A 24,523-nucleotide genomic window follows, 5' to 3' on the forward strand; every position below is an offset into this window, starting at 1 on the left:
CGGTGCACATTACTGACAAAGAGCAGCAAACCGAGCGGATAGCAGTTGGGTAAGTGCTTGAGGTGCTATATTAATCTCTAGGCCACGTTTACCCGCACTGACGTACATATTTGTTAGCGCTTTAGCGGATTCATCGATCATTGTCGTCAATCGCTTCTTTTGGCCTAACGGACTAACTCCGCCAAGCACATAGCCTGTTACTCGCTCGACTTCGGTTTTATCCGCCATTTGGGCTTTTTTCGCCCCAGCAGCTTTGGCCAGAAGCTTCATGCTCAACATACGCTCCACAGGTAAAATAGCGACGCACAAGGTTTGCGAGTCTAGCTTTACAACGAGTGTTTTGTAGACCAAATTAGGCGCAAGGTTGAGCTTTTCGGCGGCTTCTAAACCGAAAGATTCTGCACTGGCGTCATGTTCATATTGCAACACTTCATGGGCCACTTTTTGCTTAATGAGTAAATTAATTGCTGGGGTCATAAATGCACCTTCCTTGTTACTGAGTGTTCAACCTAAGACGCCTTCCTTGTCAGTTTATTCTGCGCTAGGTGGGGCAGTTCACCACCGAGTCCAACCGCGTGCTGAACAATTTTCTGTTTTGCTTTGGGCAAGTGGTTCATGGTGCTAAGGCCGACGTCACGCACCCACTTTCGCACTGGGTTTGCCCCATCAAATAAGCGTTTGAATGACTCCATGGTCGCAATCATTTTCACCGCTTCAGTTTTGCGCCAGCGCTCATATTCACGTAAGTTTTTGGTTAAACCAATATCCTTACCTTGCTCAGCTATTTTGATCACCTGTTCGGCTAAGGCCACCCCATCCATTATCCCTAGGTTTGCACCTTGACCCGCTAAGGGGTGAATAGTGTGTGCGGCATCGCCAACCAATGCTACTCTATCGGTTACCCATTGGCGCGCGTACCGCATTTTTAACGGGAAGCTCTTGCGCTCACTGACTAATTCACATATGCCTAAACGCATATCAAACGCAGCCATAAGCGCTTTTTCAAAGGCGGTATCATCTAACGCGAGTAATGCGGTGGCGGCAGGCTCCTGCTGAGACCAAACAATTGAACAATGATGCGCATCCCACAAAGGTAAAAAGGCTAACGGTCCTTTCGGGGTAAACACCTGCCTAGCAGTATTATCGTGAGGCAATTCGGTTTTAATTGTGGCAACAATCGAATGATGTTCGTAATCCCAAAATGTTAACGGCAAATTGGCTTTTTGCCGCACCATGGAGTTAGCACCATCAGCACCGACCACCAGCCTAGCCGTTAGCATGGTGTCATCATCTAGGGTTAAGAAGCTTTCTTGTTGGCCAAATACCATTTTACTGACTTTGTTTGGCGCCAGAACCGTGATGCAAGGGCTTTGCTCTGCCTTCGCCCACAGCGCTAGCGCTAAATTTTGATTTTCTACTACATGACCAAGATAATCTTGTTTTACCTCGCTATGGGAAAAACCAATATGGGCGAAACTGTCTTGATCCCACACCGACATGTGCTCATAAGCGCATAGCCGCTCTTGCGCCAGTAAAGGCCAAACGCCTAAATTTTGCATTACGGTTTGGGTCGCTAGGGTAAAAGTGCTGACTCGTAGCTCAGGTTTATCGCCAAGTGCGGTGTCACCTGATTGCGCATCAATAATCGCTACGTTAAGCTCACCGCTCGCCAATGTGAGCGCAACGGTTAAACCGACTATTCCGCCACCGACGATAACCACATCATAACTTTGCATTTATTGCTGTCCTAAAAAGTGAACGTAACGCCAAAAGGATTAGCTAACAGTTTTAGTAGCCATTAGCGTTTCTATTTCTGAGATTCCTTTGGGCACATCTTTGGTTAATATCTCGTGCCCAGTAACCGTGATCAGTACATTATCTTCAATTCGGATGCCGATCCCGCGCCAATGTTCGGCTACAGGCGCATCACTTGCTACATAAACGCCTGGCTCTACCGTTAGCACCATTCCTGCTTCGAACGGCCTATCTCTATCGGCGACTTTGTAATTACCCACGTCATGTACATCAAGCCCAAGCCAATGACTCAGACCGTGCATAAAAAAGGGGCGGTAGTGCTGGCCCGTTATATTGTCTGCCAAGCTACCTTTAAGGAAACCCAAGTCGAGTAATCCGGCTGTTATAACTTCTATTGCGGCCGCGCTTGCTTCACTGATAGTGCGTCCAGGTTTAATGCATTCAAGGGCGGCTAACTGAGCGTCAAGCACCAGTTGATATAATTGGCGCTGCGCCTGTGAAAAACGCCCTGACACTGGAAAGGTACGAGTGATATCAGCGGCATATCCGTTTAATTCACAGCCTGCATCAATCAGTACGAGCTCACCTTCTTTTAGTTCAGCGCTGTTTTCAGTGTAATGCAGAATACAGGCGTTTTCGCCACTGCCCACTATAGTGCTATACGCTGGGTGCTTAGCCCCCTGCATAGCGAATTCGTGGTGCAGTTCAGCTTCTAATTGGTACTCAAAGCGCTCGGGTTTAGCAAACCCCATGGCGCGAATATGCGCTTGGGCGCTAATTTGCCCTGCCGTGCGCATAATCTTTTGCTCGTACAGGGATTTAAATAAACGCATCTCGTCTAAAATCGCACGAGGGTCAACAATACTCGAAGGCGCTGTCTGGCTTTGCTTTGGCGCATTGCGAAGCTGTTCAACGCACTCTAAAAGGCGCTCTTCACATTCTTGATTAGCACCTAAGGCAAAATACAACTGTTCGTGGCCATTTATTAATTCAAGTAGGCGCTCATCTAACTCTTCGTTGTCAAAAGCAATATCAAAACCAAAATCGCGCTTGGCTTTTCGCGGCCCGATGCGTTTGCCCTGCCACATTTCTACGCTGGGATCTTTACCTTGGCAAAAAAGTACACTTAAGCCGTTCGGATAATCACAGGAGTTGGTGAGTACTAGATAGGCTTCAGGCTCCGGGAAGCCGCTCAAATACGCGAAGTAACTATCTTGTCGAAACGGGAACTCAGTGTCACGGCTGCGCGTCACTAAAGCACTGCTTGGCACCACACAGATGCTATTGGGCAGCATCTTATTAAGCAGCTTCTGTCGGCGCTGGGCAAACTCGTTTTTATCAAACTCTATCATAGGCACGTAAGCTTAATGCACCGTCTTAGGTTGGCTTTGCTGCTCTTCAGGTGACTTACCCAGTTCGTTAAAGCACAACATTGCACTGACACGCACATATTCAACCACTTCAAATAGAGCCTGCTCGAACTCTTCACCTTCAGCCATTTCTTCGTCCATACGCGCGATTTCGGCGAAATCTTCTAAGGCTTCTTTAACGTCCGGTGAGCATTTAGTTAAATCGTCTTGATGTAAACCAAAGCCAAGCATAAACCCTTGAACCCACTCTAATAGTGCCTGTCCACGTTCGTTAATGGGGGCGGCATCATCAGGTAAGCACAGCACCAAAGAAAAGTCGCTTTCTACCAGTTGCTGACAGGTCTCGTTGTACAACTCGTTGAGTAATGACTGTACGTCCTTTGCCAAAGACTCGCCCTGATTGACAAAATCGGCAATGGCTTCAACCCAATCTTGAGATTCTAACGGCATTCCACCGCCTAGCATGCCGCAAAACACGCCTTGTACTTCTGCGGCGCTGGCCAAAATATTGTTGCGCTGAAGCGCGGCGGTAATCTGTTCGTATTTTTGTTCTTCAGTATTCAAAGCGTTATCCCATTTGGTTATTGGTGTAATTCTAACATCATGGTCAAATCAGGTCATGCTAAGCACAGGAGTAATTCAGCATTTGCTGAAATGAAATTGGACAACTGCCCCCCGTCCCATACTATAATGGCGCCGAAATCGCGGTTACTACTGCTTTTGCGGTAAAAGCTGACGATTTTGGTTCAAAACATGCTCAACTATGAGTGTGTGCTATGTCTCCTGGAATGTTTGCCAGTTCAGTAATGTCCCTGGCCGATGCTTTTTACCTAGGAAGTTGATTCCATCGCTATTGCGCAAGCTCGGCTCGTATCGAGACGCCTACGGCAATGATGATACTTCCGCCCTGAACTTTCGGTTCACGGGCGAACACCGAACAGCGGCATTTTGGGAGACACCCTTCCCTGCACTTTTTATGAATATTTATTAAATAAATATTTTTTAGTGAATATTTATTTTCATTACCCTAATGCATTTCGAATTCAAGGATGAAAAAATATGCAGATTATTACGTGTTACATCAATTGCGATTATAAGTAGCTCTCATGAATCAAGAATCAGTAATACGCCAACGAGGTGCCGTTATAGTTGATGCACTTAACGGCGTGGTGAAATGGAAATACGATGACTTCAATCGCGCACTTTTAGCTGAATTTTCTGCGGACAAAGCAGACCAAGTCAATGCAATCGTCAAAAAACACTATGCGGTTGAGTGGCATGCGAAGAACATCAAACAAGCGCCGATGCTAATGAAACACTTGGCGGGTAAATACGCTGTTTTAAGCAAAAAACAGCGGCTGTATTACTCTGAAGAAACTGAACGCCCAGATGTTATGCTCGCTTGGTGGCCTTGGGGACATGGGGCAACAGTATCAGTTCGCTTGTTTATGGTTAGCCAAGAACCATTTGTTTCAAAAAGGCCGCTGTTGAAACGAATTTTCGCCTTCCTAAAGTAAAAAAGGCTCGTATTTTGTTACTTATTTAGGACATATACGCATTTTCTCGGTTAGAATACCGCCAAAATGATATTAACTTTCGGAATTACGCTATATGGCTGTTATTAACTTTGGTTCTATTAATGTGGACCATGTTTATCAGGTCGAGCACTTCGTGCAACCTGGTGAAACCCTAGCCTCAACGCATTATCAATGCTTACTGGGCGGCAAAGGTGCAAATCAATCTATTGCATTAGCGAAGGCTGGAGCAGATGTGCGCCACGTTGGCCGCATTAACGAATCGGATGCCAACTTCAAGCAAATCATGATCAAGCACAACATCAACTGTAAGTATGTTGCGTGCACAGAAGCTCCTTCAGGCCATGCCATCATCCAAGTTACTCCATCAGGTGAAAACGCAATCGTATTGTTCGGCGGGGCAAATCATGAAATAACCGCAAAGGATGTGATGCTCGCACTCGATGGCGCCAAATCAAGTGACTGGGTGTTAACTCAAAATGAAACCAGTTCGATTGACGAAGTACTTAAACAAGCCAAAGAAGCGGGCTTAAAAGTAGCGTTTAACCCTGCCCCTATGACGGAATCCGTCAAACAGCTACCTGTTAACTGTATCGATTTGCTTATCGTTAATGAGGTAGAGGCTCAAGAAATTACCGGACATAGCGACATTGATGCTATGGAGCAGTATTTCGCAGCCAATTGGCCTGACTGTGAAGTGATTATTACATTAGGTAAAGCGGGCGTATGCATGCTCAAAAACGGACGCAGAATTGAAGTTGATGCGTTTGTGGTTGACGCTGTTGACACCACGGCCGCTGGGGATACCTTTATTGGGTTCTTTCTTTCTGCTTACAGTGAGCATACTGAAGCGAAAGTTGCATTAACCAGAGCATGTGCAGCATCAGCCATAGCAGTAACCCAAGTTGGGGCAGCGCAATCCATACCGGATGAAGACCAAGTAAATCGTTTTCTTGCCAAACACCATAGTTAAATTACATTCAACGAGGACTGTATGAGTCATAAAATTATTCTTGATACCGATCCGGGTATCGACGATGCAATGGCGATCTTTTTCGCTTTTCAATCTCCAGATATTGACGTACTTGGTTTAACGACCGTTTATGGCAATGTACCCGTTGAAATGGCTGCCCAAAACGCGCTTACTCTGTGCGAAATGGCCGGAGTTGATATTCCAGTATGTAAAGGCGTGGGTATGCCATGGGTTGGCCCTCAGTCTACTTATGCACATTTCGTTCATGGCGATGATGGCTTCGGTAACGTTTGTCCAGAACCGTCAAAACGCCCCTTAGACCCTCGTAGCTCAGCGCAATTTATTGTTGATATGGCACGCCAGCACCCAGGTGAAATCACCGTCGTTGCCATTGGTCCACTAGGCAACTTGGCATTAGCGCTTCGTTTAGAGCCTGAACTGCCTAAGCTGTTAAAAGGTGTGTCTATTATGGGCGGCGCTGCTTTTGTGCCAGGAAATGTTACACCGGTTGCTGAAGCCAACATTTGGAACGATGCGTACGCAGCAGAGATCGTATTTGCTGCTGACTGGAACCTCACCATGTTCGGTTTAGATGTGACAATGACTCTGCCCTTTGATCCTGCATTTTTAGAAGGTTTACGTGATAACAATGCCAAATTAGGTGGATTTGTTCACGACGCGGCGCAGTTCTACATGGACTTTTACTCGCAAAACCGTGAAAAGCGTGTGTGTTTCTTCCATGATGCTATGCCTATTGCACATTTGGTTGACCCAAGCTTATTCGAAATTGTTCGTGGCCACGCACGTGTGTCTACCGACCCTTTGAACATAGGGCAAACGACTGTTGCTCCTAAAAATACCACTGCAAGCCCTCATTGGCTTGAAGCGCAGCAGATTGATGTGGCAGTCAAAGTAGATAAAGAGCGTCTAACCAAGCTTTATTTAGACACCTACTAAGCCTCAGGCTGTTTTGATGAAACTGCACCCACATAGGTGCAGTTTCTTTGTCGTTAATAAACTCATACAAAAACCAATAAAACAGCAAAAACTCCGACAAAAAGCGCGATGATTGAATATGATGTTCCCTACACGTCACCCCAGTTTTTATTAGCATGCCAGTACCTGATAAGCGTAATCAATTACGACGACACTTTCGCCAAGCGCGTAATAACCTCAGCCAAGCACAACAGACTTTTGCTAGCGAGCAACTTTTGATGCAGTGCAGTGCTCTGACTGAATATCAAAATGCCCACGTTGTGGCTTGTTATTTAGCGCAAGATGGCGAAATCGCATTGACCCCATTAATTAACGATGCTTGGTTGAAGGGCAAAACCGTTTGCTTGCCCGTGCTACACCCTTTTTGCAAAGGACATTTAGTTTTCGTGCGCTACCGACAAAACAGTAAAATGCAGACCAATCGCTTTGGCATTCTCGAGCCTAAGCTTAACGCCTGTGACATTGTCCCCATTGCAAAACTTGACGTTATTTTTACTCCGTTAGTTGCCTTCGATGACACCGCCCAACGATTGGGCATGGGAGGGGGGTTTTATGATCGTACGCTGGCCCCAGTGACACGCCATGAAATACCTTTGCAGATATACGGGGTGGCCCACGACTGCCAGAAAGTAAGCAGCGGCTTAAAAACTGAAAAGTGGGATATTCCCATGCACAAGATAATGACGCCATCGCATGTCTATAGCCACGCCTAACCGCGTATTACGCTTAGTTTTTGTCTTTTAAACGGTTAAGGGCCTGCCCTTACCTTTGTGTTCTCAATGCTCATTAGGTTCTGGCTTCTAACACTACCTTGGGTATACTTTACACATCAAATGGCCCAAAGAAGAACATAATGAATCAAGACGATAAGAAGAAAGCAGTCGCCCAAGCAGCGGTACGATATGTAGAGCAAGACTCCATAATAGGCGTTGGTACTGGCTCTACTGTCAATTACTTCATTGAGGCCTTAGCGCCAATCAAGAACGATATAGTCGGTGCGGTTTCCAGCTCAGAAGCATCAACAGAACGTTTAACAGCGTTAGGTATTGAAGTGTTTGATTTGAACTCGGTTGATCAATTATCAGTGTATGTTGATGGCGCGGATGAAATCACTGAACACCGACATATGATTAAAGGCGGGGGTGCGGCTTTAACTCGTGAGAAAATTGTTGCAGCGGTAGCACAGAAGTTCGTCTGTATCATCGACGATACCAAAAACGTGGGCGTATTAGGTGCCTTTCCACTCCCCGTTGAGGTTATCCCTATGGCGCGCTCATACGTCGCTAGGGAGATTGTAAAGCTCGGTGGCGATCCAGTGTATCGCCAAGGTGTGGTGACCGACAATGGTAACGTCATCCTAGACGTACATAATCTGAAAATACTGAATCCTGTAGAGCTAGAGCGACAGTTAAACAACATTGTCGGTGTTGTCACTAACGGCTTGTTTGCAGCCCGAGGGGCCGACGTTGTGCTCACAGGCAGCGAGAGCGGTGTTCAAGTAAACGAGTAATACTTAATTTAGCCAATTCAAGTAGAGCCGCTCTTTAGCGGCTCGCATGCATTTAATAGACACCCAAGTGTACACAAAATCGTCATATAACAATGGCAAACTGACCGGATAACTTAGTCAAACGTAGTATCTCGTTGTGTCCATTCATTTAGATTCGATAAAAACTCGCCTCGTATTAATTATCACAGTGTGTGTTTTAGGCATGCTGCTATTGGTAGGAAGCCAAATTTATTACACCCAAAAACTGGTTGATTTAAATGAGAAAAATAAATCTCTTCTGCGCCTCGGCCAAGATTTCTTGCAATTAAGAAGACATGAAAAAGACTTTTTACTGCGCCTCGATACCACCTATGTGGATAAATTTAATCAGCAAACGGATCAATTCCTCACCCAGTTAGTCGCGATACAGAAAGCAGATGAGCACTCTGGGGCCAATCAAGCCATTTTTACCCAGTTACTGGCTAGTCTGCCTCTGTACCAGCAACAATTTAACACCTTAGTAGAGATGCGAGTGGCTATGGGGCTTGATGAAAATAGCGGATACCAAGGTGCCTTTCGAGAAGCGACCCACGCCTTGGAAGCCAAAATAACCCAAGCAAATTTGCAATACATGCACCAATTGCTGTTACAAATACGCAGAGCCGAAAAAGATTTTCTACTTCGTAAAGACATGGGCTATGTGGATAAAGAACTGAACTTGTACTCTTCCCTAAGACAACGAATTGAAACCCAGCCCGCATCTATGTATGCGCAACTTATGCCTCTTCTGACTCAATATCAGCAACAATTCATGCAATTAGTGGATGCTTATCGCCATGTCGGACTCGATCATAACAGCGGGCTTCAGGGACGCTTTCGTAATCAAGCGCATTTGGTAGAGCAAAACTTTATTAATTTAGATCAGCAGCTACAGCACCAAGTCAGTAAAGCTCAGCAACACGTAGAAATAACGAGCATCATCATCTTGCTTATCACCTCGGTTGTACTGATCATTTTACTTGTACGTAGCTTTTTGACGTTGCAACGGGCGTTTAGCAATTTTGTGATGTTTTTCTATCGCTGTAAGCGCGAATACCAGCATATGGATGAGAAAAACATGGGCTTCTCAGAGTTTAAATATCTCGCCACCATCGCCAATGAAATGATCGACTCTCGTCGGCAAATGGAGCGGGAACTGCGATCAGCGCAAGAGGAAATCAGTCGCTTAAAGCAAGAACACAGAGCAACTATTACCGGCTAAATAAGACGCACTAAAGGAATTCCTGCTGCAGCCTATTAACGATAGCGACATTAGCAGCCGGAAAATCAAAATCGCTCAATTGGGCAATATTCACCCAGCGACTAATTTGCCCTTCTAAATGTATTGGCTCGCCGCTGAATTCATCGACGAGTTGAATATGTAAGCGAACGCATTTGTCACCATAGTCGTGCTCTATCAACATATAGTCTTGCACGTGCGTAACGTGAATACCGACTTCTTCTTGTAGTTCTCGTGTTAACGCTTGAGCAGGAGTCTCACCTCTTTCTTGTTTGCCTCCTGGGAATTCCCACTTACCACCTTGATGCAGGTCGTCCGCTCGCTTGCTGATATATATCTCTTGTTCGCGTTTTATTACCCCAACTGCAACATCAATCACTTTCACCGCTATACCTCATTTTTATTCAAAAAAAACGGGCTGCTCCTAAAGGAATAGCCCGCTCTTACTGCCTATGATATTAAGCTAAAAACGCAATAACTAGCTTAATTTACCATGGCATTGTTTATATTTAAGCCCTGAACCACATGGACACGGATCATTACGACCTACTTTGGGGCCATCGCGCAGTGCATTGCCCGGACGTGCAGCAGGCGCTGCTTCTGGTGCTTGTTCAGGCGCCTGTGTCGCACTAGCAGTTTCATGCTCGTACTGTTTAGGTTGTTCGTCCGCTTGACGACGCTGCTCTTCAACGGCTTCAACATCAGATTCCGCCTTCACTTGTACTTTACTTAGTACAGTAACCACTTCTACTTTCAATGCTTCTAACATTTCAGTGAACAGTTCGAACGATTCGCGCTTATATTCTTGCTTCGGATTTTTCTGAGCATAACCACGCAAATGAATGCCTTGGCGTAAATGATCCATTGCCGCCAAATGCTCTTTCCAATGACTGTCCAAGTTTTGCAACATCACCGCTTTTTCAAACTGGCGAAGCACGTCAGGACCAACAATGTCTTCTTTCGCTTTATAAGCGTTATTCACTTCTTCTAAAATGCGCTCGCGGATTTTCTCTTCGTATAATTTGTCGTCTTCATCGATCCATTTTTGTAATGGAATATCCAATAAAAACTCACTTTTAAAGTGCTCTTCTAATCCGCTAACATTCCACATTTCGCTCAGTGATTGCGGCGGAATGTATTGGCTGATAATGCTATCTACTACATCGATGCGAATGGCTTCGATGGTCGAATAAATATCGCCTTCATCAAGTAGCTCATTACGCTGCTCGTAAATGACCTTACGCTGATCGTTTGCCACATCATCAAACTCAAGTAACTGCTTACGCATGTCGAAGTTACGACCTTCCACTTTACGTTGTGCATTTTCGATTGCACGCGTAACCCAAGGATGTTCAATGGCTTCACCGCGCTCCATACCTAGACGCTTCATCATGTTGCCCATTTTTTCAGAGGCAAAGATACGCATTAAGGCATCATCGAGCGACAAGTAAAAACGCGAAGACCCCGCATCACCTTGACGGCCTGAACGACCACGAAGCTGGTTATCGATACGGCGAGATTCGTGACGCTCTGTGCCTATGATGTGTAAACCACCGGCCTCAATTACTGCATCGTGATCTTTTTGCCATTGCTCTTTGATTTTCTCCACTGTGCCAGGCTTAGGATCGTTAATACCATCAACGGCTACTTGCCAGTTACCACCAAGAACAATATCCGTACCACGACCAGCCATGTTAGTAGCAATCGTCACGGCACCGGGCTTACCCGCTTGTGCAACGATGTCAGCTTCCTGCTCATGGAATTTCGCATTCAATACCTTGTGAGGAATTTTTGCTTTTTTCAATATATTGGAAATAAGCTCAGAGTTTTCAATAGATACTGTACCGACTAATGTCGGCTGGCCACGCTTAACGCAATCTTTAATATCTTCAACAATCGCTTCGTATTTCTCTTGGGCGGTTAAGTATATTAAGTCGGCTTTATCTTTACGGACCATAGGCTTATTCGTTGGAATAACTACGGTATCTAAGCCGTAAATACTTTGAAATTCAAACGCTTCGGTATCCGCTGTACCTGTCATACCTGCAAGCTTGTCATACAAACGAAAGTAATTTTGGAAGGTGATTGACGCGAGTGTTTGGTTCTCGTTTTGAATATTTACACCTTCTTTGGCTTCTACTGCCTGGTGTAAACCTTCAGACCAACGACGACCTTCCATTGTGCGGCCAGTGTGCTCATCAACGATAACTACGTCATCACCTTTGACGATGTAATCAACGTCACGGCTAAACAATTTATGCGCACGTAGTGCCGCATTCACATGGTGCAACAACGAAATATTAGCCGCAGCGAAAAGAGATTCATCTTCCCCGAGGATACCGCTGGTTTTAAGGATCTCTTCAACATGAATTTGACCTTTTTCAGTCAAATGTACCTGTTTACCTTTTTCGTCGATAGTGTAGTCACCGTCGCCATTTTTGCCTTCTTCGTCTTCTTTTTCTTGCTGTTCAAGCTGAGGAATAATGGCATTAATTTTACGATATAGCTCAGAGCTGTCTTCCGCTTGACCGGAAATAATCAGCGGCGTTCTGGCTTCATCAATAAGGATTGAATCTACTTCATCAATGATGGCGTAATGCAGTTCGCGCTGAACACGATCACCAGGGCTAAAGGCCATGTTGTCACGCAGGTAATCAAAACCGAATTCATTGTTAGTGCCGTAAGTAATATCAGCAGCGTAGGCTTCTTTTTTCTGGGCATGGTTCATGCCAGGGATATTACAGCCAACACTCAACCCTAAGAATTCAAATAGTGGACGGCTGCCCTCAGCATCACGACTCGCCAAATAATCGTTGACGGTAATCACGTGCACACCCTTACCACTTAAAGCGTTTAAGTAGGCAGGTAGTGTAGAGGTAAGGGTTTTACCTTCACCGGTACGCATTTCAGCGATTTGACCTGTGTGCAACACTTGACCACCAAGCATCTGTACATCGAAATGACGCATTGAAAACACACGCTTACTGGCTTCACGTACAACAGCGAACGCTTCAGGCAATAAATTGTCTGTGTCTTCACCGTCTTGCAAACGCTTTTGAAACTCACCCGTCTTAGCTTTGAGTTGCTCATCACTCAGCGCCTCATACTGTGCTTCTAGCTGGTTAACTTGCTCAGTAATTTTATTTAATTTTTTTAAAGTTCGGTCATTACGGCTACCAAAAACCTTGGTCAGAATACTCGAAAACATGGATTTACAGCTTCCAATCTAATAAATGAATGACCTTACAGCCTCGAAGGCATAAAAATCATGACTAAAGTAAGACAAATCGCTTTTAAAGAGCCGATTGCCAATAAATAACGAAAAATGTTTCGTTGGGCGATATCAAACAGACTACCCTTGCTTAAGCCGACGCTTTAACAGCTAGTTGCGATATACAAAGGGTAATGGGTCTTGTGGTTGCCCTTGTTTTATAACTTCATAATGTACATGAGCACCGGTTGAACGACCAGTATTACCCATCAAGGCGATTGATTGACCTTTGGTCACTACGTCACCCATCTTTACCTTTACGGACTTATTGTGCCCGTATCGTGTGACCAAGCCATTACCATGGTCAATTTCTACTAATTCACCGTAACCATATCGCGTTGCCGCCCACGTTACTATGCCTGCGCCAGTGGCTAATACGGGCTCCCCTTCTGCACCGGCGAAATCTAACCCTTTGTGCATGGTGGGTTTACCGGAAAATGGGTCGGTTCTGATACCGTAATACGATGATAGCCAACCAGCCTCAATTGGGCGGCCCGCCAATGCGCTTTCTTCGGTTATATGGTGACTCATGAAGATAGATTCAAGCGCACCCAATTGCTTCTCTTTATCTGCTAACTCATCAAGCATGATTTCGATACGGGAAACCATATTGTATTGGCTCACGTCAACTGGCGTATCAGGCAATACTTGCGCTTCTTCGCCACTCACTGAAAAACTAAATTCATCAGGGTTTAATTGAGCCTGCTCTACTAGCCTTGCGCCTAATGCATTCACTTTAACTAAGCGGCTTTCTGCTTCAGCTAATTTTTGCAGCACCGCTGCTAAACGTTGCTCAGTGGTGGTTTTAAGGTCGTCTAGCTGGGTCTGTTGCTGTTGTAAACCAGATTGCGCTAACGACAACCGAGCCAAGTTTTCATTGGGTAAATCTGTAGAGCGACTGGAAATAAGAAATAAACCGCATATGACAATAAAGCACGGCAATATCTGGCGCTTAGTAGGCCGATAAATAAAACGTGATTTTTTACTGCGATACAGTAGTGTCAGACTCATTATTGAACGATTTCCCAAAAGTTTGGATGCTTTACATCTCTTGTGAGATGCAGTTTAACAAAGGGTTCTTGATATACAAAATCAATTCGTCTTAAACAAAAAATGCCGCTTAAAGCGGCATTTTAGTCGTAATTCAATTTAGTTCGCTAAAATAGGTGATGCGAATCTAATAGGTAGCTCTTCGCTGTTGTCATAGCTGACAAATTCCCAACAAGCTTGGTTCTGCAGCAACGCATTAAGCAATTTGTTATTCAATCCGTGACCGGTTTTATAGGCAACTAACTCACCGATAATACTGTGGCCACCTAAATATAAATCACCAATGGCATCTAGAATTTTATGCTTTAGGAACTCATCGCTATAACGCAACCCTTCAGGGTTAAGCACACGGTATTCGTCTAAAGCCACGGCGTTCGCCATGCTGCCACCAAGCGCAAGGTTGTTGGCGTTCATGTATTCTAGATCTTTCATAAAACCAAACGTTCGAGCACGGCTCACTTCATCAACATAGGAAGATGAATCAAAGTCTAACACCATGTGTTGGCGCGTCTGACTGATCGCAGGGTGATCAAAGTCAATGCGAAAATCCACACGGAAACCGTCATGCGGGCGTAACTCTGCCCACTTGTCGCCGTCTTTCACTTTGATCGCTTTTTTGATCTTAATGAATTGCTTAGGGGCGTTAAGCTCCTCAATACCAACAGATTGCAGTAAGAAGATGAAAGGGCTAGCGCTACCGTCCATGATCGGCAATTCGTCACTATCAACTTCAACAATAATATTGTCGATGCCTAAGCCGGCAAGCGCTGAAGCCAAGTGCTCAACGGTGGAAATAGACACACCGTCAGCGTTGGTTATACACGTACACAACATCGTGTCACCCACCGCTTCGGCGCGAGCTGGAATATCCGCATGAGGCTCAAGGTCAACGCGGCGAAATACAATACCTGTATTCGCCGGCGCAGGCCGGAGAGTCATAGTGACCTTGTCACCTTTGTGCAGACCAATTCCAGTCTCTTGAACAGATTGTTTAATGGTACGTTGTTTAATCATTTTATTTCTTGGCTCTAGTTAACCTAATAAAAAGCGGCACGTATTATATGAATTAATGCGTCTATTGTCAAAATAGTGTCATATTCACCCTTTTCAAGTCCATACAACAGGATAATCTGTTGTTTGATCTGAAGTGATAAGACAACGCATTAGTCTAATAATTCATAGACCCGCTTTTAATCAGCTTGCTTGCGTAAAAACGCAGGAATATCTAAATATTCAAGATCATTACCTGAGTCAGTTCTTTCTTCATTCACCACTGTACGGCTACTTTCAGTGGTCACACTGGTTTGTACATTGTCAGTACCGTTGGCTTGAATACGAACTTCTTGCTGTTCACTCGGTACACGTGCTGAAGTGCGGTTTGATACCAAAGAGATGTCAGGCTTACGCTCTGCACCAATACCTGTCGCCACAACGGTCACGCGCAGCTCATCAGACATTTCCATGTCGATAACCGTGCCCACAACCACAGTTGCGTTTTCAGATGCGAACGCCTTAACAGCATTACCCACGATTTCGAATTCATCAATTGAGAAGTCGGGGCCAGCTGTGATGTTAACCAAAATACCACGGGCGCCAGACAAGTCGATGTCTTCTAATAATGGACACGCAATTGCACCTTCTGAAGCTTCTTCAGCGCGATCTTCACCAGAAGCACTGCCACTACCCATCATGGCCGTACCCATTTCTGACATAACGGTTCTTACATCGGCGAAATCCACGTTGATTAAACCAGGACGTGTAATAAGCTCAGCTATACCTTGTACCGCTCCGCTTAAAATGTCATTCGCAGCACTGAACGCTTGCAGTAAAGGCGTACCTTTACCCATGACTTTCAGTAATTTTTCGTTCGGGATGGTGATCAGTGAATCAACGTATTTTGATAACTCTTCGATACCTTGTTCAGCGAAATCAGTACGCTTACGGCCTTCAAAAGGAAAAGGCTTAGTGACAACCGCTACAGTCAAAATACCCAACTCTTTAGCGATTTTAGCCACTTCAGGCGCTGCACCTGTACCGGTACCACCACCCATACCAGCTGTGATAAATACCATATCGGCACCTTCCAGCGATTGGCGAATGGTTTCGCGGTCTTCTTCAGCTGCTTCACGGCCTATGTTAGGGTTTGCACCTGCACCCAAGCCTTTGGTAACACCAGAACCGATTTGCAGAGTCACGTTAGCCGCTGAGCTACGTAAAACTTGCGCATCGGTATTGATGGCGATGAATTCAACACCTTCAATACATTGTGACACCATGTGTTCGATAGCGTTTCCGCCACCTCCACCGACACCAATAACTTTAATGACGGCTTCTTCGCTATGACTATCCATTAATTCAAACATATTTACTCTCCGGTTTTTGCGCTAAGACATGCAAACAAAATAGTTTGCGGCCTATAGTTTTTTAGGTTCATTTAAAAGCAGGTTTAAAACTCGCCCTTAAACCAACTTTGAATTCGTTCCCAAACGCCTTCTGACGCTTTCGTTTTGGCCGCTGTTTTGGCCGTAATGTGTTCTTTTCCGTACTGAAGCAACCCAATCGCTGTGGCAAATGTTGGGTCTTCCACGTATTCCGACAAACCTTTGATAGATAATGGCTCACCCACACGTACAGGCATTTGAAAAATTTCTTCGGCGAATTCAATCGCCCCTTCCATTTTGGCAGTACCGCCTGTTAACACGATCCCTGCGGCTATCTGCTCTTCAAAGCCGCTATTACGTATTTCTTTCTGCACCAATTCGAACAGCTCTTGATACCTTGGTTCAATAACCTCTGCCAAGGTATGACGAGACATAGCGCGAGACGGTCTACCACCGACACTATGCACTTCGATGTTCTCTTCCATGCTAACCATGTCTTTTAGGGCACAGGCATAATTAATTTTAATGTCTTCTGCATGACTGATAGGCGTGCGGAATATTTTCGCAATATCACTGGTAATTTGATTACCGGCAGCGGGAACGACAGCGGTATGCCTAATGGCGCCGTCTGTGTAAATCACAATATCGATAGTGCCACCGCCGATATCAACCACGCACACACCTAACTCTTTTTCATCATCGGTTAGTACCGCATAACTCGAGGCTAACGATGAGAAAATCAACTGGTCTGTCGTTAAGTCGCAACGCTCTACACATTTCACTAAGTTTTTAGCCATGTCGTCAGCGCAAGTAATAATGTGCGCTTGAGCTTCCATACGCACTCCTGACATGCCAATTGGGTTTTTTATCCCTTCTTGTACGTCAATCGTAAATTCTTGTGGCAATACATGAAGCAAACGACGTTCAGCGGCGATAGGCACTGAGCGAGCGGCGTGGATCACGTTATCAACGTCTTCTTGGGTCACTTCTTTGTTATTGATGGGGACCATGCCACTTTCATTTTGGCATTGAACATGACGCCCAGAGATCGACATAAACACTGACGACACCCGGCAATCAGCCATTAATTCCATTTCGCTCATGGCACGCTGTACCGATTGAACCACTAAGTTCAAATCGTTTACGCCACCTTTATCCATCCCTTTAGATGGATGACTACCGACACCAATAACGCTGATCCCACCATCGTCAAGTAGCTCACCGACGACGGCTTTTACCATGCTGGTACCAATGTCTAAGCCTACAATTAGCTTTCTATCTGTAACTTTAGACATATCGTGCTGCTCTCACTTTCATTAGCTCTCTTGTGTAGGTTGTTCAGGGGACTTCCATCCCACAGCTAAACCTGTGTCATAGCGTAAATCAACATAATCTACGGCTCTTTCGTTCTTCTTCAGCAAGGGATACAAGTCGATAAAACGTTGTAATCTCGCTATGTATTCGTTGCGTCCTAAATTCAGATTGATGCCATTGACTAAGCGCAAATGCCAGGCGAAACGCTCACTTAAAAACAATTCATCAATGTTCATACCAGCACTTGCTAGTAACGCTTGCATAGAGTTGTACCCTTCAAGCGCGGTATGTTCGCTGCCGCCAGGCCCAAACAAACTTGGTAACTGAGGCGGCGTCGTGGCCTTGGCGAGCTCCCCAGCAAATACGTCACCGTATTGATTCAACACCAAGTCGTTGTTCCATTTCGCTGCTGGGGTTTGTTCCAGCACATATATTTTCAAACTATTTGGCCAGCGTTTACGGATTGATGCTCGGTAAACCCATGGCAAATTCTCAATATCTTGGTGCGCTTGCTCTACGTCTAGTTCAAAAAAACTGCCCGGCTGGGTTTTACGTATTAAGCTCTCAATCTCGCTTTGTTTAACAAAGCGTAAATCACCCGACAAGGCAATATCGCGCACTGGCGCTTTTTGCTCGTCCTCGGCCCACACTTTTATGGTCCAAGCGCCGTATACAATGCCAGCGAGCAATAACAACAAGAACAGCATTCCACCGATAAATCGGTAGTTGGGTTGCTCAGTCGTTACCTTCGCTTCGCTGGTCATAGCAATTAACCTGCCGTTGCCAACACAGCTAAGGAAAGTTGCTCAAAGCTCAACCCTGCTTGCTTGGCCGCTAAAGGCACTAAACTCTTTTCCGTCATACCCGGTACTGTGTTCGCTTCTAGTAAATAAAACTGCCCCAACATATCCTGCATAAAATCTACTCTTCCCCAACCTGAGCCTGCGACGGCATCGAATGCGTCCAACGCAAGACGCGCTAACAGCCCTTCTTGTTCCGCAGGCAAACCGCTAGGGCAAAAATACTCAGTCGTATTAGACTGGTACTTAGCCTCATAGTCATAAAAGTCTCGTGGGGTCGACATACTGATCGAGGGCATCGCTTCACCATTTAATAGGCTAACGGTGTACTCTGAACCTTGGATGAATTGCTCCAACAACACTTTATCGTCATATTCAAAAGCCTGTTGGATCGCTGCGGCGAGTTGTTGCGCATTTGACACTTTGGCCATGCCGATACTCGAACCTTCTTGAGCAGGCTTGACCATAACCAGATCTCCTAAGCGGGACATTATATCGCTGCAGTTCGCGGCATTAAAGTCTCTTTTATCCGCAATTTCGTAATTGGCTGTTGGGAGTCCCAGACTCTGCCACACCTGTTTACTGCGTATTTTATCCATGCATAAGGCAGAACCTAAGACGCCCGTACCGGTATAAGGCATGTTCATTTGCTGTAATGCGCCTTGTAGCGAGCCGTCTTCACCGCCACGGCCATGAAGCATGATCAACACGCGATCAAATTTCTGTTCCACAAGTTGATGTAGCTCAGACTCAGCAGGATCAAAGCCATGGGCGTTTACACCAGCGCTGATCAATGCGCTAAGCACAGCTTGCCCTGAGCGCAGGGATACTTCACGCTCGGCAGAGCGCCCGCCAAACATCACGGCGACCTTTCCAAAGCGTGCAATATCTATTGCACTAGTGTGTGTTGCGTTCGCCAGAGTCACTTTGACCACCCGGTACGCAACGCGCCCTTGTCTAACTTCATTTCTTGTAGCTCTTTGGCAATTTGGCCAATATTGCCAGCACCTTGGGTCAACAAAATATCTTGGTCTTTTAGGTTGTCTGCCAATAACTTAGGTAATTCGTTTTTGTCTGCTACATAAATGGGTTCAAGTTGACCACGTTGACGCATAGAACGGCACAGGGATTTACTGTCTGCCCCTTCTATTTTTTCTTCACCAGCGGAATACACATCAAGGAGCAACAGCACGTCTACTTGTGATAATACGCGCACAAAATCTTCGTACAGATCACGGGTTCGTGAATAGCGATGAGGCTGATAAGCCATAACGAGTCGTCTGTCAGGCCAATTATTACGCGCTACCGCTATGGTCGCTTCAACTTCAGTGGGATGATGACCGTAATCATCAACCAGCAGCACGTCGCCCTCGCCTGTGGCAAATTCGCCCAACATTTCAAAGCGACGGCCAATGCCAGAGAAATTCGCTAACGCGGCTGTGATTGCAGCATCTTCAATATTTTCATCCGTTGCCACGGCAATAGCAGCAAGAGCGTTAAGTACGTTGTGCTTCCCTGGCGCATTGACCACAACTTGTATGTCTTGGTGATCTTTGCGCTTTAAAGTGAATTCACTTTGATTAAATGTGTGCTTAACATGAGTCGCACGCACATCCGCGACTTCGCTGTAGCCATAGGTCAGGTATTTACGTTTTATGCGAGGGAGTAATTGCGTGATCACCGGATCATCAATGCACAACACGGCTAAACCGTAAAAAGGTAGGTTGTGAAGAAAGTCAATGTAGGTGTCTTGCATCTTTTGGAAGTCACCTTGGTAAGTTTCCATGTGATCAGGCTCAATATTCGTGACCACAGACACCATAGGTTGAAGATGCACGAAGGACGCATCACTTTCGTCTGCTTCTGCAATAAGGTACTGACTCGAACCCAATCTAGCATTCGTGCCTGCACTATTAAGTAAGCCACCAATAACAAAGGTAGGATCAAGCTCTGCTTGAGCAAAAATAGTCGCTATCAAGCTAGTCGTCGTTGTTTTGCCGTGCGTTCCCGCGATGGCAATGCCATGTCTAAAACGCATTAATTCCGCTAGCATTTCTGCTCGGCGAATAACAGGAATACGCATTTCGTTGGCGGCGTTTACTTCTGGGTTAGTTGGGTCAATCGCACTGGACACCACTACCACATTGGCTTTCTCAACATTACTCGCTTGATGTCCAAAGAAAATAGTTGCCCCAAGGCCTGACAAGCGATCTGTCATTCCATTGGCTTGACGGTCAGAGCCGGATACCTGGTAACCTTCGTTTAATAACACTTCAGCAATACCACCCATGCCAGCACCGCCGATACCCACAAAGTGAATATTTTTAATTCGGCGCATCTCTGGCACATGGTAATGAACTTTATCGGGTGCGATCATTGCGCTTTCTCCACTAACAACTGGCAGCAATGAGTGACTCGTTGTACTGCATCTAATCTCGCTAACTTTCGGGCCTTGTTACCCATTTCCACTAGCATGTTTGGTTGTGCAAGACAGGCTTCTAACAATGAAGTTAACCCGCCTTGTACTAATTCATTTTGCGCCAACAAATAGCCTGCTTCATGCTCGACTAACGTTTGCGCGTTTTTGGTTTGATGATCGTCCACAGCATGGGGCAAAGGCACGAAAATAGCTGCCACACCGGATGCCGCTACCTCAGCCACGGTCAAAGCGCCAGCTCGGCATATCACCAAATCAGCCCATTGATAGGCCTGTGGCATATCCTCTACAAATTCATCCACCTGCCAATCACCGCTGTCGCCTAATTGATTTTGGTACAATTGGGTGACTGAGTCTAAATGGCCTTTTCCACATTGGTGGCGTACTTTAATTTCATTCTGCTTCGCTAACGCTAGAGGGACATTCTCATTCAACGCTTTCGCCCCTAAGCTTCCACCGAGAATAAGGACATTTGTAGCGCGGCTAATACCGGATATTTGCTTGGGCATAATTGTGGCAAAGCCCGCGCGCACTGGATTCCCTACCCATTGATATTTTGCGGAATCACTTACGTCTTGCCCCTGACGGTCTGCTGTTTTTTGCGCATCGAATGTACCAGCAAATCCTGTCAGTACTTTATTCGCAATTCGGGCGAGTAATCTATTGGTCATACCTGGCGCTGCGTTTTGCTCATGTAAGACCAAAGGTTTGCCCATTAGCCAAGCTGCTACGCCGCCCGGGCCACTAGCAAAACCGCCCATACCGATCACAACATCGGGCTTAACCTGTTTGATAACACCCCTTGCTTGGATAACCGCTTTGATGATTTTGAACGGCGCCGCTAGCAAGCGCACTAATCCGTTACCACGCACACCAGCGATATCAATAAAACTGATTTCAAACCCAGCCTTGGGCACTAGGTCTGCTTCCATTCGCTGCGCGGTGCCAAGCCAATGGATATGCCAATTCTGTTCTTTGAGTGCCTGTGCCACAGCAAGACCAGGAAAGACATGCCCCCCGGTACCACCAGCCATCACAAGCAAGGTATGCGTCATAACAGAGTCAGATGCAATTCGATTAGACATAGCCATCCTCCTGCTCTTCGTCCTTGCCACGCGGGGTTTTACTGGTGCTTTTGCTAGCACGTTTGGTTTGATGGCTTACTGTTTGCGCAGATTCGTCTTGGGCAAAGTCATCCATGATAGAATCGATATCTTGTTCTTCGTCTTGCACGTCATCGACGACGGCGTAAGCCACATCATCAAGCACAGTAGAGACTTTTTTCTTACCTGCACTACTGGCTGTTTTCGGTTTGTTTTTTCTGCTGCTCGATGTAGACGCTTTCGCTTTGCCGCTTCGGTCGATGGCTTGAATACCTTCAACGCGCATTTCAAAATCGATACGCACCAATAAACCCACTGCTGCAGCCATAATAATCAAACTAGAGCCGCCGTAACTTAATAGCGGGAACGTAAGGCCTTTAGTGGGCAAAATACCGGCACTCGCGCCCACGTTCACTGCGGTTTGAAAGCTAAACCAAATACCAATGGAGTACGCAAGATAGGCATCAAAAGGACGTTCATTTTGCAGTGCTTTGCTACCCATTTTCATGGCTTTGAGCACTATGCATAGCATAAGTGCCAGCACCGTTAGCACTCCAGCGAAACCAAGCTCTTCTGCTAAGATAGCCATGATAAAATCAGTGTGTGCTTCAGGTAAGTATTCCAACTTTTGTAAACTGTTGCCTAGGCCTTGTCCAAATACATCGCCACGTCCATAGGCCATCAGGGACTGAGTTAACTGGTAACCGCTGCCAAATGGGTCGGCCCAAGGATCTAAAAAGGAGGTAATTCGTTTCATGCGATATTCTTCGAACATGATCAAGAAGGTCACTGCTGCGCCGCCGGTAAACGCCAAGCCAAAGAACTGCCACAGTTTAGCCCCCGCCAAAAACAGTAACCCAATAGTGGTGCATAGCATGACCACAACGGTACCTAAATCAGGTTGAAGTAGCAGCAGTACAGCAAAGGCAAAGAACACCACTAACGGCTTCGCAAAGCCCTTAATGTTTTCAGTCACTTCCTCATAACGCCTAACCAAGTACCCCGCTAGATAGCAGAAAAAGAATAACTTAGCGGGTTCGGCCGCTTGAATAGTAATGGGTCCTATCGCTAGCCAACGAGTACTGCCATTGACACTGCGCCCTACTAATAAGACGGCAATCAACAGCACCAGACCTAACAGCAATAACCAAGCATTACTGGTGCGCCACCACTGCATCGGGATCTGCATCACGGTTAAGGCCGCACCAATCGCCAATACGATATAGATGCCATGGCGGATAGCAAAATGAAACGGGTTGTCAAACAAACGAGACGCCACCGGCATAGACGCAGACGTCACAATAACCAAGCCAATCGCCATTAACGACAGCGCCAGTAAAATCAAGCTCACATCGTAAGGGCGAACCACCGCTGGGGCAGCATCATGTCGCTGAGCAAACATAGCGCGAAGAGGCGTCGCGAAAGTCGATGTGTTCATCGCTGACCTCCTTGCTTAGCTACCAGAGTGTTTACCGCTTTTACGAATAAGTCGCCGCGTTGCTGATAGTTTTTAAACATATCCAAGCTAGCGCAAGCAGGTGACAGCAACACGGTCGCGTCGCCCTCTGCTAACGTAGCAGCCAATTGCACTGCATCGTCTAAGGTTGCAACCTGATGGCTGTTTGCCTTTAATTCAGCCAACTTAGGACCATCTTTACCTAGGGTAATTAACTCATTTACTTGTACGTTGAACCGCTCTTCCAGTGGCGAGAAATCAGCTCCTTTCCCGTCGCCACCCGCGATAAGGATCAATTTGCCTTTACAGGTCGGTGATAGGCCATCGATGGCGGCAATAGTGGCGCCAACGTTGGTTGCTTTGGAATCATTTATCCAACGCACATGATGACTCACCGCCACGGTTTGACAGCGATGTGCCAGACCTGCAAAGCTGGTTGCTGCAAGCTTAATGGCAGTAAGATCAATACCCGCCAACATCGCCATGGCAGTGGCAGCTTGAATATTGAGCATATTATGCTCGCCTACCAACATGCAGGCATGGCTATCAAGGAAGTCTTTACCGTCCAGTAAAATATGCGCGGTGTCTTTATTCCAGCTCAGGCCACGTTCGCTGCTACTCAAACCAAACATGACATCAGGATTAATCGTCATAGGCCATGTGGCAGCGTCGTCACGGTTACACACGCTGAATCGTGCATCGCGATATATCCGCAGTTTTGCGCGCTGATAGCTCAGCATATCTCCGTGGCGATCCAAATGATCATCACTGAGATTTAACATGCAAGCCACGTGAGGGCGCAAGGTATAGGTGGTTTCCAGCTGAAAGCTCGATAGCTCTAAAACAATAATGTCAGCGTCTTTTTCTAACAATTCGAGGGCAGGAATACCAATATTCCCCCCTAATAACGCTTTTTTACCTGCCGCTAAACACATCTCGTAGGCAAGTGTTGCCACCGTAGATTTACCATTAGAGCCGGTAACCGCTAATACAGGTGTATTGTTGAACATGGCGAACAGTTCGATGTCGCCAATTACCTGCACGCCCGCGTCAATGGCGGCATTGATGGCCGGTGTTTTCAAACTCAAACCTGGGCTGACTACCAGCATGTCTGCGGCGCACAAACGGGCGCTATCCAGTTCACCGAGAAACACAGGAACGGATACACTGACTTCCAAATCTGCACGGGTATCCACTGCGCTCACATTGGCACCTTTAGCGACTAAAAATCTCACGCAGGACAAACCGGTCAAACCGAGTCCAACTACGATGATATTTTTATTTGCTAATGGATTAGCAGCCATTTAACGCAAT

Annotated in this window: 22 protein-coding genes and 1 other RNA gene; 7 read left to right on the forward strand and 16 right to left on the reverse strand. The window is 46.1% G+C overall.

Features of this window, described 5'->3' with window-relative positions; genetic code table 11:
* Positions 1-9 precede the first annotated feature (9 nt).
* From ybaK to PATL_RS17960, 4 genes are read right to left on the reverse strand one after another with little or no spacing between them, the layout of a single operon-like run.
* A complete protein-coding gene (ybaK, locus tag PATL_RS17945; RefSeq protein ID WP_011576230.1) occupies positions 10-477 on the reverse strand; it encodes a Cys-tRNA(Pro) deacylase in 468 nt (155 codons plus the stop codon).
* Between the two features lie 32 nt (positions 478-509).
* Positions 510-1,736, reverse strand: a complete 1,227-nt coding sequence (locus PATL_RS17950; protein WP_011576231.1) for an FAD-dependent monooxygenase — start codon at positions 1,734-1,736, stop codon at positions 510-512.
* Positions 1,737-1,775: 39 nt separating this feature from the next.
* The gene (gene pepP / locus PATL_RS17955; protein ID WP_011576232.1) at positions 1,776-3,107 is read right to left on the reverse strand and encodes a Xaa-Pro aminopeptidase; all 1,332 of its coding nucleotides are present in this window, start codon (positions 3,105-3,107) and stop codon (positions 1,776-1,778) included.
* A 12-nt stretch (positions 3,108-3,119) separates the two neighbouring features.
* On the reverse strand, positions 3,120-3,689 hold the full coding sequence (locus PATL_RS17960; protein WP_011576233.1) for a UPF0149 family protein: 570 nt from the start codon (positions 3,687-3,689) through the stop codon (positions 3,120-3,122).
* A gap of 213 nt (positions 3,690-3,902) precedes the next feature.
* Between PATL_RS17960 and ssrS the strand changes: the two genes are divergently transcribed.
* The 7 genes from ssrS to PATL_RS17990 all read left to right on the forward strand — a co-directional run bounded on the left by ssrS (position 3,903) and on the right by PATL_RS17990 (position 9,379).
* A non-coding RNA gene (gene ssrS / locus PATL_RS22540) (6S RNA) lies at positions 3,903-4,084 on the forward strand.
* A 147-nt stretch (positions 4,085-4,231) separates the two neighbouring features.
* Entirely contained in the window at positions 4,232-4,642 is a 411-nt protein-coding gene (locus PATL_RS17965; protein WP_011576234.1) for a hypothetical protein, read from the forward strand.
* A gap of 94 nt (positions 4,643-4,736) precedes the next feature.
* Positions 4,737-5,633: a ribokinase gene (locus PATL_RS17970; RefSeq protein WP_011576235.1), complete on the forward strand. Its 897-nt coding sequence runs from the start codon at positions 4,737-4,739 to the stop codon at positions 5,631-5,633.
* Between the two features lie 21 nt (positions 5,634-5,654).
* Positions 5,655-6,590: a nucleoside hydrolase gene (locus PATL_RS17975; protein WP_011576236.1), complete on the forward strand. Its 936-nt coding sequence runs from the start codon at positions 5,655-5,657 to the stop codon at positions 6,588-6,590.
* Positions 6,591-6,745: 155 nt separating this feature from the next.
* A complete protein-coding gene (locus PATL_RS17980; RefSeq protein ID WP_011576237.1) occupies positions 6,746-7,342 on the forward strand; it encodes a 5-formyltetrahydrofolate cyclo-ligase in 597 nt (198 codons plus the stop codon).
* A gap of 140 nt (positions 7,343-7,482) precedes the next feature.
* Positions 7,483-8,139 (forward strand): ribose-5-phosphate isomerase RpiA, encoded by a 657-nt coding sequence (gene rpiA, locus PATL_RS17985; RefSeq protein WP_011576238.1) that lies wholly within the window; start codon positions 7,483-7,485, stop codon positions 8,137-8,139.
* Between the two features lie 136 nt (positions 8,140-8,275).
* The gene (locus PATL_RS17990) at positions 8,276-9,379 is read left to right on the forward strand and encodes a hypothetical protein (RefSeq protein ID WP_041714047.1); all 1,104 of its coding nucleotides are present in this window, start codon (positions 8,276-8,278) and stop codon (positions 9,377-9,379) included.
* Between the two features lie 10 nt (positions 9,380-9,389).
* Here the strand turns inward: PATL_RS17990 and mutT are convergent, their stop codons facing one another.
* The 12 genes from mutT to murD all read right to left on the reverse strand — a co-directional run bounded on the left by mutT (position 9,390) and on the right by murD (position 24,513).
* Positions 9,390-9,782 (reverse strand): 8-oxo-dGTP diphosphatase MutT, encoded by a 393-nt coding sequence (gene mutT / locus PATL_RS17995; RefSeq protein WP_011576240.1) that lies wholly within the window; start codon positions 9,780-9,782, stop codon positions 9,390-9,392.
* Between the two features lie 93 nt (positions 9,783-9,875).
* Complete coding sequence (gene secA, locus PATL_RS18000) at positions 9,876-12,605, reverse strand: preprotein translocase subunit SecA (protein WP_011576241.1); 2,730 nt, start codon at positions 12,603-12,605, stop codon at positions 9,876-9,878.
* 174 nt (positions 12,606-12,779) lie between these two features.
* Complete coding sequence (locus PATL_RS18005) at positions 12,780-13,679, reverse strand: M23 family metallopeptidase (RefSeq protein WP_011576242.1); 900 nt, start codon at positions 13,677-13,679, stop codon at positions 12,780-12,782.
* Between the two features lie 138 nt (positions 13,680-13,817).
* A complete protein-coding gene (lpxC, locus tag PATL_RS18010; protein WP_011576243.1) occupies positions 13,818-14,732 on the reverse strand; it encodes a UDP-3-O-acyl-N-acetylglucosamine deacetylase in 915 nt (304 codons plus the stop codon).
* A 176-nt stretch (positions 14,733-14,908) separates the two neighbouring features.
* Positions 14,909-16,081 carry a cell division protein FtsZ gene (gene ftsZ / locus PATL_RS18015; RefSeq protein ID WP_011576244.1) on the reverse strand — a complete coding sequence of 391 codons (1,173 nt, stop codon included), beginning with the start codon at positions 16,079-16,081 and terminating at the stop codon, positions 14,909-14,911.
* Between the two features lie 83 nt (positions 16,082-16,164).
* The gene (ftsA, locus tag PATL_RS18020; protein ID WP_011576245.1) at positions 16,165-17,394 is read right to left on the reverse strand and encodes a cell division protein FtsA; all 1,230 of its coding nucleotides are present in this window, start codon (positions 17,392-17,394) and stop codon (positions 16,165-16,167) included.
* A gap of 21 nt (positions 17,395-17,415) precedes the next feature.
* Positions 17,416-18,177 (reverse strand): cell division protein FtsQ/DivIB, encoded by a 762-nt coding sequence (locus PATL_RS18025; protein WP_011576246.1) that lies wholly within the window; start codon positions 18,175-18,177, stop codon positions 17,416-17,418.
* Positions 18,178-18,182: 5 nt separating this feature from the next.
* Complete coding sequence (locus tag PATL_RS18030) at positions 18,183-19,139, reverse strand: D-alanine--D-alanine ligase (RefSeq protein WP_011576247.1); 957 nt, start codon at positions 19,137-19,139, stop codon at positions 18,183-18,185.
* A complete protein-coding gene (gene murC, locus PATL_RS18035) occupies positions 19,136-20,590 on the reverse strand; it encodes a UDP-N-acetylmuramate--L-alanine ligase (RefSeq protein ID WP_011576248.1) in 1,455 nt (484 codons plus the stop codon). The genes PATL_RS18030 and murC overlap by 4 nt, the downstream gene beginning before the upstream one ends.
* On the reverse strand, positions 20,587-21,735 hold the full coding sequence (murG, locus tag PATL_RS18040) for an undecaprenyldiphospho-muramoylpentapeptide beta-N-acetylglucosaminyltransferase (RefSeq protein WP_011576249.1): 1,149 nt from the start codon (positions 21,733-21,735) through the stop codon (positions 20,587-20,589). The genes murC and murG overlap by 4 nt, the downstream gene beginning before the upstream one ends.
* On the reverse strand, positions 21,728-23,191 hold the full coding sequence (ftsW, locus tag PATL_RS18045) for a cell division protein FtsW (RefSeq protein ID WP_011576250.1): 1,464 nt from the start codon (positions 23,189-23,191) through the stop codon (positions 21,728-21,730). Before ftsW ends, murG begins: the two co-directional genes overlap by 8 nt.
* Entirely contained in the window at positions 23,188-24,513 is a 1,326-nt protein-coding gene (murD, locus tag PATL_RS18050) for a UDP-N-acetylmuramoyl-L-alanine--D-glutamate ligase (protein ID WP_011576251.1), read from the reverse strand. The genes ftsW and murD overlap by 4 nt, the downstream gene beginning before the upstream one ends.
* Between the last annotated feature and the right edge of the window lie 10 nt (positions 24,514-24,523).

The sequence above is a fragment of the Paraglaciecola sp. T6c genome (genome assembly GCF_000014225.1).
In the GTDB taxonomy this organism is placed as follows: Bacteria; Pseudomonadota; Gammaproteobacteria; order Enterobacterales; family Alteromonadaceae; genus Paraglaciecola; species Paraglaciecola atlantica_A.